Source organism: Streptomyces sp. NPDC127197, from assembly GCF_042672405.1.
Lineage (GTDB): Bacteria > Actinomycetota > Actinomycetes > Streptomycetales > Streptomycetaceae > Streptomyces > Streptomyces flavusporus.
Window position 1 is genome coordinate 1 of the sequence record NZ_JBHXVG010000081.1, and the last position, 12,251, is coordinate 12,251.

The window sequence follows — 12,251 nt, forward strand, 5'->3', positions numbered from 1 at the left end:
TCCCGTGGGCTGTACGGCTTGGTCATGTAGTCGTCCGCGCCGAGTTCCAGGCCGAGCAGCACGTCGTCCTCGGTGGAGCGGGCGGTGAGCATGAGAACCGGTATGTCCCCGTGCCGGCGCAGCACACGGCACACGCCGAGACCGTCGACCTTGGGCAGCATCAGGTCCAGGACGACGAGGTTGGGCGTACGGCTTTTGGCTTCGTCGATTGCCGCCCGCCCGTCGTGGACCACGACGGCGGTGTGACCCTCCTGTAGCAGCAGCCGGTGTATGAGCTTGGCCTGCATGTCGTCGTCTTCCGCGACCAGAATATGTGCGCACACGCCACTGACTGTAGGCGCGCGTGATCGGCGGCAGGGCGATGTGCGGGCCTTCCCACACCCTGACAACTTCCTGATATCCGGACGCCAGGCTCGGCGCATGCCCTTGGCCGCGCCCTTCGACGCGTTCGGCGCCGGCATCACGCCGGGAAGCCACCGGTGCGGCGGCGCCGACGAGTCGAAGAGCCGTGGCCCGGTCGCAGCCGCGACAGCGTCCGTCGCCCGGTCCTGCGTGGTCATGGCGGACCGCGCCGACACCGTGCTGCTCGACCCCGGGGCTGCCGTCCCACGACTCGGTGGGACACACCACCCGACGCGCACGACGGAGATCCCATGCACCGCACCCGCCCGGCGGCGGCCCTTGCCGCCCTGTCGATCTCGGCATGCCTTCTGGCCGGCTGCAGCACAAGGCCAGGAGACGAGAGTGACCGCAGGAAGGCATCGCCCGCTGCGTCCGGAGCCGCAGCCACACCGCACATACGACTCAACGCCGCCGACGGGCAGAAGCATGTTTCCGTCAGGCGCGGTGGCCGCGTCACGGTCGAGGCCGGGAGGATCACCAACGTGTCCCTGGCCACTGCGAACGGCCGGGCCGTACGCGGCGCCGTCTCCTCGGACGGCAGAACCTGGGCACCCGATGCCGTCCTCGACCACGGCACCGCCCACCGGCTGACCGTGGTGGCCGCGGGCGCCGACGGACGCAAGGTGACGAAGAAGATCGCGTTCACGACCGTCGCCAAGACCGATCGTTTCACCGGTACGTTCACCCCGGACAATGGATCCACGGTCGGTGTGGGGATGCCGGTCTCGTTCACCTTCGACAAAGCGATCACCGAGAAGAAGGCCGTCGAGTCGGCCATCGAGGTCAGCTCCAGCAGCGGACAGCCCGTCGTCGGCCACTGGTTCGGCGCGCGGCGCCTCGATTTCCGTCCGCAGCAGTACTGGAGGGCCAACTCCACCATCACCGTGAGAATCCGCCTCGACGGAATCAAGGGCGCCGAGGGCGCCTATGGCGAACAGGACAAGACCGTCCGCTTCACCGTCGGCCGCAGTCAGGTCTCCACCGTGGACGCCGCCACGCACCGGATGACGGTCGTCCGCGATGGCAAGACCCTGAAGACCATCGCCATCACGGCGGGCGCTGAGAACTCGCCCACGTGGAACGGCCAGATGGTGATATCGGAGAAGCTGATCAGCACCCGGATGAACGGAGCCACGGTGGGATTCGCCGGGGAGTACGACATCCCCGACGTCCCGCACGCCATGCGCCTGTCCACCTCGGGCACGTTCATCCACGGCAACTACTGGGGCGCGGACTCGGTGTTCGGACGGACCAACATCAGCCACGGCTGTGTGGGACTGAACGACGCCCGGGGCGGCGGCGACCCCACGCAGGACGGCGCCTGGTTCTACAACAACTCCCTCCTCGGTGACGTGGTCGTGGTGCGCAACTCCGACGACCGGACGATCGCCCCCGACAACGGCCTCAACGGCTGGAACATGCCGTGGGACCAATGGAAGGCGGGCTCCGCACGATGAGGCGGACCCTTGCCGCAAGCCGTCATCACCGCGGTCCGAGCCGCTCCGGCCCTCCCGAGTCGGGCTGACCAGTTCCTCACATCTCTCCCGCAGGCTGATCATCATGGCTTCATCAATCCGTCGCCTGTCCCGACGGCGGCTTCTCCCTGCCCCGTTCGGGAACCGTCAAGCGACCACCTCCACCATCCCGGGCCCGACCCGTCCGGGGATACCGGCCGCCGTCCTGGCCCTGTCCGTCACCCTCGCCGGATGCGCGGGGACGGGGACGGGCGCCGGGACGGCCGACGACGCCCGGCCGGCGGCCGTCGGAGCGCACGGCGCATCGGCCGCTGCCCCAGGCGCGACACAGGCCATGCCCGGGCGGACATCCGCGGACAGCGAAGCGTCCGCCGCGGCGGTCCACGAGCAGCTGCCGGGCCTGGGGCCGCGGACACGGGCCCAAATCCCCGAGAGGGCGCGCCAGGTCGTCCTGGTCACCGGCCAGGGCAAGAACTCCCCGAAGTCGCAGGTGGTGCTGTACCGGCGCACGAGCGCGGGCTGGGAGCCGGGGGCCACCTGGCCGGCCCACAACGCGCTCAGGGGCTGGACGGACGACCACCGCCTCAATGATCTCCGGTCGCCCATCGGCGTGTTCTCCCTCACCGACGCCGGCGGGCTGCTCGCCGATCCCGGCACCGAACTGCCCTACGATCAGTCGCCGGGCTTCACCATCAGCGGCACGGGCTTCGAGGGCGAACCGCTCGCGGGCTCCTTCGACTACGTCGTCGCGATCAACTACAACCGCAAGCCCGGAACCTCCCCCCTCGACTGGACCCGCCCTCTCGGCGCGGACAAGGGCGGCGGCATCTGGCTGCACGTCGACCACGACGGGCCCACACATGGCTGCGTGAGCCTGGCGCAGCAGCACATGAAGGAGCTGCTGCGCACCCTCGACCCCGACCGGCATCCGGTGATCGTCATGGGGGACGCGGCATCCCTCAAACGCTGACGCGAGCGGTGAGAGACGAACGAGAGCAGAGGGCCCGGACACGCTGAGGGCGCGTCCGGGCAGTACGCGGGGCGACCGCGCTGATCCATGCCGGGTTGGACCTTGTCGCGGACGCCGTCCAGGAGGAGTTGGTGGATGCGGTCGGCGTCGAGGTCGAGCGCCATGGTCTCTCGACCAGGTCTCCCGGTGCGCCGGCCTCGTGTACGCGCATGTCATCCCTTCCGATGCACGGACCGCACCCCGCGACGCGGTCTGCGTCCGCTCGCCCGCGGCTGCCGGCTGCCACGGCACACACGCCCGTGCCTCGGCCGGCCCGCAGGCTTTCATGTCCAGGCCGCGCACCGCACCAACAGCGTGCGCAGCGCGGCCGGCCATGGCCGCCACCCGTCGGTGACCGGGCCGCGGGGCGTCGGGCCTCACGGTCGGCAGGGCGAGTCTGGATGTGGCAAGGCGCTCTGCCGGGTCCTGTCAATCAGGGTCGGCAGCCATGGAGTTGAAGGTCTCCCGCATGAGCTGGTCGGTGACGCCGGGCTGTTCGACCAGGCTGTCGAAGAGATCGGCGAGCAGCCAGAGCACGAAGTTGTGGACCAGGGCTTCCTTCGGCGGGATCGTCCCGAACTGGTCGCGCCAGGCCACGGTGTTCATGCCCATGGCCGCGGCCATGAGGACGCAGGTGACCATCGGTACCAAGGAGGCCGCGGCCGCCGTGCGCCAGCTGGTCGCCGAAGGGCTGCTGTGGCGGGCGGTCGTTCGGGGAGCTTGCGGCGGCGACGGTCTGCGAGCCGGTTGCCCGGGCGCTCCCGTACAACGCTGCCTGTCGACACGCTGGTGCCCCGGACTTTCGTGGCCCGGAGCACCAGCATCAGCACGTCCGACCGCCGTGCGGCGTGTCGGCACAGAACATGACGCGGGGCTCACGAGAGGACGTCAGTGAGAGCGCCGGTCACCGCGGCTGCAAGGGTGATTACCGTGGCGAACGCGGCGGCGGCCCGTATCAGGGCCGTGGGATAGGTCGCACCGTCGAGGCGCGCCAGTTTGCCCGCGCCAGCGGCGACCAGCAGTGCGACGACAACCACCAAAGCGGCGGTGAGCAAAACGATGGCGATACCAGGCATGGTGACCCCCTTGCAGACGGTGATGTTGACGTGCTGAAGGTCGTGGAAGGGGTGTTCGCCGGGGCGCGACTGGACAATGATGAACACGGTCGAACACACCACTGCGGGGGTCGGACCGGTGCACGAACAGGGGGAGCGAGACGTGGCTCTCAGCGAGCTACGCAAGAGACTGACAGACGGACTGGCCCATGCCCGGCTGACCAAAACGCAGCTCGCTCGCCAGGCAAAATTGGGCCGCACGACCGTGCAGCAGGCCGTCAACACCAACGCGGCAGCGCCGACAGCCGAGACAGTCGCAGCCCTGGCCCGTACGCTGCGCCTGCCAGTCCAAGAACTGCTGGATCTGCAACGCACTGCCGCAGGAGCCGACTCCACCCGCAAACAGGGTCAGGACCCGGGCAAGCCGATCAGCGAGTGGGACCCCCATGACTTGGAGGTCCACCCCGCCGGACCTGCCCTCAGAGGACACGCAACCGGCGCCGCAATGGAGCGGGTCCTGCCCGGGTACGTGCCACGAAACCACGACCGGGTCCTCGCTGACGTGGTAGACGACGTCGAACAAGGCCACAGCCACATGGTGGTCTTGGTCGGTTCATCCTCAACGGGCAAAACCAGGGCATGCTGGGAAGCCGTCCAGCCCCTCGCGCAAGCTGGGTGGCTGTTGTGGCACCCCTTCGACCCGACGCGAGCCGAGGCCGCGCTCGACGACCTTCAGCACCTACGGCCCCACACGGTGATCTGGCTCAACGAGGCACAGCACTACCTTGGTCCGCCCGATGTCGGGGAGCGGATTGCGGCCGCCATCCACGACTTGCTCACCAAGCCCCAACACAAACCGGTCTTGGTCCTGGGCACCCTCTGGCCCCACTTCGCCACTGATTACATGGCCCTGCCCGCGCCCGGCGCCCCAGACCCACACAGCCGGGTGCGGGAACTACTTGCCGGACGGACCCTCGCCATCCCGGAGACCTTCGACACCGAAGCGCTGTGCACGGCAGCCGCCCTCGCCGAAGATGGCGACCGTCTCTTGGCCGATGCCCTCACCCGGGCCGCTGACGGTCGGGTCACGCAGGACCTCGCCGGCGCCCCCGAACTACTGCGCCGCTACGAGACTGGCACGGCGGCCGCCAGGGCCGTGCTGGAGGCGGCAATGGACGCACGCCGCCTCGGCGTGGGACTACACCTCCCGCACGCTTTCCTCATCGACGCTGCCATCGACTACCTCTGCGACCAGGACTACGACGAACTTACCGAGGACTGGGTGGAGTCTGCATTCGCGGAACTCGCCCGCGTCGTTCACGGCAAGCAGGCACCCCTCCGCCGTGTCGGGGCTCGTCCAAGACGCCGGTCACCCGGCAGTGTGCAGCCAGCCACTGCGAATGTCCCGGTGCTGGGGCAGATGTTCCGCCTTGCTGACTACCTCGACCAGCACGGCCGCACCACCCGCCAGGCTCAGTGCCCTCCTGCCTCGTTCTGGGAAGCCGCCTACACCCACCTCGCCCACACCGATGATCTCGATAACCTCGCCGAGGCCGCCCAATCCCGGTTTCGCTACCAGTGGGCCCACCATCTTCGGCACCGCGCCATCGATGCCGGCAGCACCAACTCTCTGGCCCCGCTGGCGTGGATCCGGGAGACAGTGGGAGACCATGACGGCGCCGAGGCCCTCTACAGGCGGGCCGCCGATGCTGGCAGCGTCGGTGCTCTGGCCGCGCTGGCGCGGATGCGGAAGAAGTCGGGGGACCATGACGGCGCCAACGCGATCTACAGGAAGATCACCGATTCTGGTGAGAGCCTCACCGAGGCCCTGTCCCGGCGCGATGCCAACCTCCATGCCGCGCTGGCGAAGCTGAGTAGGTTCGCCGCAGCGCTCTCCGTCACACGTGCCTGGGGCCCACCACATACCTCTTTTTGGATGGCCGTGTCGCGAAGTCTGAGCGCGTTTGGGGACTATGACGGCGCCGAGTCCCTACTTCGCCGGGCCTCTGACGTTGGCACCCTGATTGAACAGGCGCGGGTACGAGAGATGTCCGGCGACCATAGTGGTGCTGAAGCCCTCTACAGGCGGGCCGCCGACACTGGCGACGCTGAGGCACACGGTTTTGCAGTTCGGTGGCCATACGGGCTGGATCCCGATGGCACACCCACACCCCCTTGGACATGAGCAAGCCTGACCTCCGCCGGCTGCTGTGGTCCCGCCTCGTTCGCGCCGCGGGCCAGTGTCATGCACCTGGTGCCATGTCAGCCCGAGCCTGTGAGGTCTATGAGGCTCACACCCATTTCCCCAGGTCGACGGTGTGAGCTGGGGGTGAGGGTGCGAGGTACAGCTGTGCGGCAACGCGTATCCATCGCTGCGCTCCAGTGGTATCTAGCCCTCGCTTCCCCCGATCCGGTGAACTACTGGTCTACGGATCCTCTAGTGCTGTGACCGCATAGGTTCACCGGGTTGTTGACCCAGTGGGGCCTACGGGGAGGGGAGGGAGGCGGCGACCTCGGCGGGGATTGCCAAGGCACTGCCGGGCGCCAAGCGCTACGTCTGCCGCTGGTCCACCGACCGTCGACGTGCGCGTCGGACGAGCATGACTACGGTCGCCATGCCCAGGACGACGAACCCGAGTGCCCCAGCCACCCCGGCTTCGAACGGCGGTCCGGAGATCGGCACGACGAGGGTCTCACCGGAAGTCGTTGTTACCTCACAACCCCGCCCGGTGATCGTGGCGCCGTTGAAGTCCGGATGCAACTGTCCCTCCAGGCACTGTTTTGCCTTGAGGCCAGCCGTCGCCGCCCAAACGAACAGACCGCCGCAGAGCAGCATCCCGATAAGCAGGACTCTGCCGATCGGCAGTTTCATCGCAAGAACCTTTCCCATCTGGGGCACGACCGCAGCATACGGTTGCGGAGCCGCCTGGCCTGGGGGTGAGGTCGGCGAGGCTGCCTCGAGGCCGCCGCCGACTTCGGGTTCGTGCCCTGCTCTCCGCGGTGTGACGCGCCTCCGCACCCTGACCGGTTCTGCCACCGCACCTGCCGGCACCGCGCTTGAACGTCCCACGACATCCAAGCGCGCCACGCGACATGAAGTGAACAGCAACCCGGTGAACCTATGCGGTCACAGCACTAGCTGGAAGCGTCGGCCGGCTGCTCGTGGTGATGCTTGAGCGCGTCACGGGTCGCAGGGACGTCGGTCGGGGCGAGTCCGCCCCAGAAGGCATGGTCGACGATCCGTGCCGCGAGTTCGAGTTCCCTCGCCCGCAGCCGGGCGATCTCCGCCGCGTCCTCGGGAGCCCAGCCGGGGGAAGCAGGCCGGGACGACTTCCGCCAGGCGTTCTCGTGCGTCTCCCACGCGTCCAGCGGTTCGGCCGACCACGGCACCTTCTGGTACAGGGCCTGGAGCTCAGCGCGGACCTGAGTCAGTTTGTCCTGGGGTCGACCAGGTCCTGGGGGAAGTCGTACGAGGCTGCCACGGCCTTACAGTACTGCTGTTCGAACCGCGCTTCGGACCGCCCCGCGGCAACATCTCCTGCGCCAACCCTTGCGTCTTCTCCTGCGGGATATCCTGCGACTTCTCTTGCGCGAGCCTCGCCGACGCCGCCGCATCGGTGCAGGTCACCCCACCGTACGGGCGTGGTCGGGGGTCTGACATCCCCGTTGCGGCCGCTTTGCCCATGTCCCTGGCTGGAGTTGAGGGAGGGGCGGGATGGGCGGCGCGGTCGCTGCCGGGGATCGGGGCGCGCTCGCTGGTGTTGCGCGCCGGGCGGGGCCGCCGCGCCTGGCCGCCGACGGTGCGGCGGCCAGGGGTCAGGAGTCGTCGGGGGCGGAGTCGGTGATGTGGTCGAAGCCGCGGAGCGGTGTTGCTGGACTGGGCAGAACGCGGGCAGGCCGAGCACTACGAGACCCTGCTGTCCCGCCCCAGAAAGCCGTCCCCGCCGCGCCGGTAGACCGATACATTCGCACACCGCCTGCGGCGGACCCGACGTCCTCCACCACCGGCCCGGTCATCCGATGGTGAAGTCGGCGAACTCGACATCCGAGAAGGCCACCTGGAGCCCGTGGGCGCGCCCTCCGCCGTCACGGAAGTAGGCATGCCCCACTGCGCGGGCCAGGATGACCATCTGCTGCGCCTCGCCGGCGCCAGCGTCCCGGACGGCGAACAGCTCCCGCGCTACCGCGCCCGACAGCCGCTGGGTGATCAGCCGCCGACGCGGGTCACCGGAGGAGCCGACCGCGGAGGCGAACCCGAACCGCGCCCGGGTGTGCAGCAAGAAGCCGCAGGCCTCGGCCTGCACACGCAACCGCTCGCGAACCCGAGGCTGCCACCGCGCCCGGACGGCATCCTCGATCGCCCGCGCCTGCACGTGGCTATATCGTCGAGAACCGAGAACGTTTGTAGCCCATTGGTGAGAGTGCCTTTTCACGCCGAGGATCAGTGTCGCTGAGTTTCGAGAACGGCTGGCTGCTTCCCTTCGTGGTGTGCTTGTGCTTACGCAGCGGGTAGGCGATGGCGCCCGGTAGTCACGAGCAGTCGAACCAGTGCCCGATGGGGCGGTCGGGACATGTACGGCACTCGAAGACATAGACGCCTCCGGCGTCGCCGAGGCACAGCCCGGCGGGGTTGTGAGCGTCGTCCTTCCATCGCCGACCGCCCGATTCGTTCTCGTCGGCTCGGTCCTCCTCGGGAAGCCACGTGCGCCAGGACTCACCGTCGAATTCCCAGCTGGACACCGTCAGGAGGTGCTCCATCCGGCTGCCACACCCTTCGCAGCCGGGCCATACCGGTTCCTGCGTCCAGCCCGGGTAGCCGCCGAGCTTGATCCCTGGGGCCTCCGCCAGGTGATAGGAGTACCGCAGGCCGGTTTCGGCGAGCAGTTCGTCGAAGCGGCCTTTGAGGGCGTCGTGAACCTCGTCGGGAAGGTCCCGACTCGGGTACTCGGTCACCTGCTCGGGGTGCACGGCACAGCGAGCCGGGTACCAGTCCTCAGGAAGTTCAGCGGTCGGCACCGGAGTGGGCAGCACGTCGCCGACGGCACCTGAGTCCCGCCAGTGGACCTGGGGCAGGGGGTAGCAGAATTCGCCGTGCTCGTAGGGGCACCACAGGACCTGCAGCAGGTCCGTGCCCTCGGGGAAGGGCACGGACGGCGCGTCGACACGACGAACCTGCACGATGGGAACCATGGGTACCGAGGGCGCAGGCTGATTCGTGCCGTCCGGGTCGTAGTGCTCCTCCCTGCAAACCGGCCAGGGCTCCGCGGCAGGCCAGAGCAAGGGACCTCCTACGGAACTGTCCTCGTAGGTCGGAGAACCAGGACGCGGGTGCAGGCGGACGGACTCACGGCGGAAGGGCAGCAACTCAGGAAAGAGGCTTTCCACGTCGACCGGACGGCTGGGTGTGTGACGGGACATGTGCAGGACTCTAGAACCCAGGTACGACAGCCAGCCCGGGGCATGACGGCTGGGTGCGGCCGGGGCCCGTTCACCCTCCTCCCGTTGCACTGGCGCTCTCACAACTCGACAACATCCAACCGACACATGATCGCCAACTGTTCTTCGCCGCCGACGACAAACGTTCTCCACTGTCACCAACGCAGCCATGCACGGGACCTGGCTGGCGCCTCCCCGGGCCGGGTGTCACCCACCGCTGCACAGTGCGCTGCGAAACCCCCAGAACTGACGCCAGTCTCTTCGTGGACCCCTTCTCCGTCCTGAGCAGGAAGCCCAGGCGGCCACTGACGCTGACCGGCAGCGGCCGGGTACGCAAGGCCCGCTCCAATCCTTCATCTATCTCGCCCAAGACCCCGTCCGCTCACCGTGTCGACTACCTATCGCTCCAGAGGTCCCAATTTCCGCCCCAGCGCCGATCTGCTTCCGCGTACTGATGGCTGCGATAGCCGACTTCAGCTACCGCAGTCGATGCTGTGACACCGCTTGACGCGACTCCGAACAACGGCGGCGTCGGCGGCTGGTAGCGATCAGCCCGTCGCGGGATGGCGCCGTCTATGAGCGGGGCCAGGCGGCCGGGGTGGTCGGCGACAGCGGAAGCTCGTCCAGGCGCAGCCACCGCTCCCGGCCTTCATCGTCCGGCAGGAGGAATCTCACGTCTCCGTTTTCGTCGGCCTCGTGCGGCGCATCTCCGACCGCCTGCAGGAGGGCATGCAGCCGTGGGTAGGGGGTCTGCATTGCCCTTTCCCGCACGCCTGCACTGCGCAGGGCATCCAGCGTGAGCGAGGCGACGTTCACCCCGGTACGACGGTGGCCGGCCACGTGGGCCCTTACCTCCGGGTGGTCCAGGATGGAGTCCAATGCCTTCGGCCCGGCGACCGTGTAGGTCACCACCAGGTCCCCGCGCCTCAGCACCACCTGCGCGCCGGGCTCCATAAGTCCTCCGCCTGGCGTCGGCTCCGTCGACAGGGCCACCTTGCCGATCATGGGGCCCGCGCCGATCGCACGGACCTTCTCGAACTGCTCAATGGTGGGGTCTACGATCCGTTCGGAGTCGGGCAGTACGAGAACGCAGTGCCCGTTCCATGAGGTGCCCGTCCAGGACGGCGTCAGCGAGCCGAAGCGGACCCGGTTGCCCGTCTGGTCCTGGATCACCAGGTTTACCGGCTGCAGCTCGGCTCGCACCCCCAACTGCCCGTAGGCGTTCCTCAGGGTCTGGCAAGCGTCGACGCACACATTCGCCGGCGCACTGCCGTCGATGATCGACACCCACAGGTGCGGCAGCACCAGCTCCACCAGTTGGTCCGGTTTCGCATGCTGCAGCAGCGTGGCGGTCATGCCCAAGTCGCCGCGCAAGGAGGAACCGCCGTTTGGCAACACCGGAGCCGCCGCGCGAGGACTCGGTACCGAGGGAAGGCGTGGGGCCCGCTTCTGGGGGGTTCGGTGCTTCCTGCCTCGCTTCTGCTTCGACATGCGCAGAGCGTAAATTTCCCAACCGGTTCCGCAACAGACCGCGTTGGCCCTGACACGTTCTGCTCTGACTTGCGACTTGGCATCGGCGGCTTGATTCCGGCCGAGTGTCAGAGGCGCCCCATACCCTCGGTCGTGCACGAGAGGAGCCACAGTGGCCGTTGAGTTCGCAAGACTGCTGGATCCGCTTGTTGAGTGGGTCTACGAACAAGCCGGGGAGAACCCACTGGCCGATATTTCCATCCTGCCTTTCGCTCACGAACGCGGGATGACGGACCCTCAAGCCTACGAGCTGCTCCGGTACTGCGAGAGCAAGGGTCTGTTGGATGGCAGCCAGTCGACCATGGGCGACGCGCGTGCGCGGCTGACCTCCTATGGCCTGGAAGCGATGGAAGAACGACTGCGCCGTCGCTCATCACCAGCAGCCCGGAGCGCTGCGGCCCGTAGAGCCCTGCTCGTCTGGCTGTGGCACCGAAAGCACGACGGCACGGACTTCCCCGTCATCGACGACATCCTGGAGACAGACGACGCTCTCTTCGAAGGCGATCGCCTCACCCTCACTGAAATTGACCGGGCAGCCGCGTATCTCGACTCCAAGGCACTGATCAAGGGCATCAAGGTCAGTAACCGAGAAGGGCCGGTACGCGCAGAGATCACGTCTGAAGGGCTCGACTGCGTGGAGCACTATGACGGCGACATCAGCGCATACGAGCGTCGAAACAGTAGTGGGAACACAACGTTCAACATCACTGAGAACACCGGCAACATCGCCGCGAACAGCCGTGACTTCACCATGAACGCCACGACCAACAAAGATGGGATCGACCCTGCGGCGGTCGTCATGCTCGCTCGCGCCCTGCGTCAGGCCGCGCCGGCCCTGGAACTGCCAGAGGACGATGCTCTCGAGTTCACCCAGCTCGCCACGCGTCTCGAAGCCGAGGCCGCCAACGGATCTCCTGACGCGGGCAGGCTCCAGCGCTGGGGCGGATCCATCGTCGCCATCCTCAACTCCCCTGTCGTCAGCGGAGCGCTGGGAAGCGTGCTCGCCGCCTACACCGGGACGGTACTTCCAGGGCTGCCTTCTGCCTGATCCACGGATCAACGAACCACGCAGTGGGTCCCAGAACACGTGCCGGGGAACCCAGTCGTTCATCGCTACGCCGCCCACTCCAGTCCGAGGTCGGCGAGCTGCTGGAGTTTGTCTGCGGTGAGCTTGGCGCGCCTCGACTTTGTGTTCGAGAGAAATACCCCCAGCTTCACCTCGGTCCCATCGGGAAGAACCTCGACGTGTTGACGCTTGGAGGGGGGCTTGTTGGTGTGCGGGGTGGTGGCTGGCCTGGTGTGTTGCTGATTGGTTGAGAGGAGGGGGGAGGGGGCGGGTGGGGT

The 12,251-nt window shown here is 67.9% G+C and carries 13 protein-coding genes; 4 read left to right on the forward strand and 9 right to left on the reverse strand.

Going from position 1 to position 12,251, the window contains the following annotated elements; all coding sequences use genetic code 11:
• Positions 1-323 (reverse strand): response regulator (locus tag ACFVJQ_RS44450; RefSeq protein WP_385791606.1); only part of this gene is annotated, 323 nt, incomplete at its 3' end.
• Between the two features lie 330 nt (positions 324-653).
• Here ACFVJQ_RS44450 and ACFVJQ_RS44455 point away from each other — a divergent pair.
• On the forward strand, positions 654-1,859 hold the full coding sequence (locus tag ACFVJQ_RS44455) for an Ig-like domain-containing protein (RefSeq protein WP_067283985.1): 1,206 nt from the start codon (positions 654-656) through the stop codon (positions 1,857-1,859).
• Positions 1,860-1,962: 103 nt separating this feature from the next.
• Positions 1,963-2,847, forward strand: a complete 885-nt coding sequence (locus ACFVJQ_RS44460) for a L,D-transpeptidase family protein (protein ID WP_385791609.1) — start codon at positions 1,963-1,965, stop codon at positions 2,845-2,847.
• Between the two features lie 468 nt (positions 2,848-3,315).
• On the opposite strand, the gene ACFVJQ_RS44465 is transcribed toward ACFVJQ_RS44460, so the two are convergent.
• Both ACFVJQ_RS44465 and ACFVJQ_RS44470 read right to left on the reverse strand, forming a co-directional pair.
• On the reverse strand, positions 3,316-3,528 hold the full coding sequence (locus ACFVJQ_RS44465) for a hypothetical protein (protein WP_385518387.1): 213 nt from the start codon (positions 3,526-3,528) through the stop codon (positions 3,316-3,318).
• 233 nt (positions 3,529-3,761) lie between these two features.
• The gene (locus tag ACFVJQ_RS44470) at positions 3,762-4,049 is read right to left on the reverse strand and encodes a hypothetical protein (protein WP_385518385.1); all 288 of its coding nucleotides are present in this window, start codon (positions 4,047-4,049) and stop codon (positions 3,762-3,764) included.
• Between the two features lie 55 nt (positions 4,050-4,104).
• On the opposite strand from ACFVJQ_RS44470, the gene ACFVJQ_RS44475 reads away from it, so the two are divergent.
• On the forward strand, positions 4,105-6,126 hold the full coding sequence (locus tag ACFVJQ_RS44475) for a helix-turn-helix domain-containing protein (protein ID WP_385791612.1): 2,022 nt from the start codon (positions 4,105-4,107) through the stop codon (positions 6,124-6,126).
• 366 nt (positions 6,127-6,492) lie between these two features.
• On the opposite strand, the gene ACFVJQ_RS44480 is transcribed toward ACFVJQ_RS44475, so the two are convergent.
• From ACFVJQ_RS44480 to ACFVJQ_RS44500, 5 genes are all read right to left on the reverse strand, one after another.
• A complete protein-coding gene (locus ACFVJQ_RS44480) occupies positions 6,493-6,840 on the reverse strand; it encodes a hypothetical protein (protein WP_385791614.1) in 348 nt (115 codons plus the stop codon).
• Positions 6,841-7,076: 236 nt separating this feature from the next.
• Positions 7,077-7,331: a hypothetical protein gene (locus tag ACFVJQ_RS44485; RefSeq protein ID WP_385517595.1), complete on the reverse strand. Its 255-nt coding sequence runs from the start codon at positions 7,329-7,331 to the stop codon at positions 7,077-7,079.
• 623 nt (positions 7,332-7,954) lie between these two features.
• A complete protein-coding gene (tpg, locus tag ACFVJQ_RS44490; protein WP_385517592.1) occupies positions 7,955-8,314 on the reverse strand; it encodes a telomere-protecting terminal protein Tpg in 360 nt (119 codons plus the stop codon).
• Between the two features lie 157 nt (positions 8,315-8,471).
• On the reverse strand, positions 8,472-9,119 hold the full coding sequence (locus ACFVJQ_RS44495; RefSeq protein WP_385517590.1) for a DUF1963 domain-containing protein: 648 nt from the start codon (positions 9,117-9,119) through the stop codon (positions 8,472-8,474).
• An 831-nt stretch (positions 9,120-9,950) separates the two neighbouring features.
• Positions 9,951-10,733 (reverse strand): hypothetical protein, encoded by a 783-nt coding sequence (locus tag ACFVJQ_RS44500; RefSeq protein WP_385517587.1) that lies wholly within the window; start codon positions 10,731-10,733, stop codon positions 9,951-9,953.
• A gap of 286 nt (positions 10,734-11,019) precedes the next feature.
• Here ACFVJQ_RS44500 and ACFVJQ_RS44505 point away from each other — a divergent pair, with 286 nt between their 5' ends.
• Entirely contained in the window at positions 11,020-11,955 is a 936-nt protein-coding gene (locus tag ACFVJQ_RS44505; protein ID WP_385517584.1) for a hypothetical protein, read from the forward strand.
• Positions 11,956-12,020: 65 nt separating this feature from the next.
• On the opposite strand, the gene ACFVJQ_RS44510 is transcribed toward ACFVJQ_RS44505, so the two are convergent.
• A partial coding sequence (locus ACFVJQ_RS44510; RefSeq protein ID WP_385791618.1) for a hypothetical protein occupies positions 12,021-12,251 on the reverse strand: 231 nt, incomplete at its 5' end.

Bases quoted from the DNA above. Each gene is read 5' to 3' on its own strand.
- ACFVJQ_RS44455 (WP_067283985.1), top strand. From the start codon at position 654: ATGCACCGCACCCGCCCGGCGGCGGCCCTTGCCGCCCTGTCGATCTCG.
- ACFVJQ_RS44460 (WP_385791609.1), top strand. From the start codon at position 1,963: ATGGCTTCATCAATCCGTCGCCTGTCCCGACGGCGGCTTCTCCCTGCC.
- ACFVJQ_RS44465 (WP_385518387.1), bottom strand. From the start codon at position 3,528: ATGGTCACCTGCGTCCTCATGGCCGCGGCCATGGGCATGAACACCGTG.
- ACFVJQ_RS44500 (WP_385517587.1), bottom strand. From the start codon at position 10,733: ATGACCGCCACGCTGCTGCAGCATGCGAAACCGGACCAACTGGTGGAG.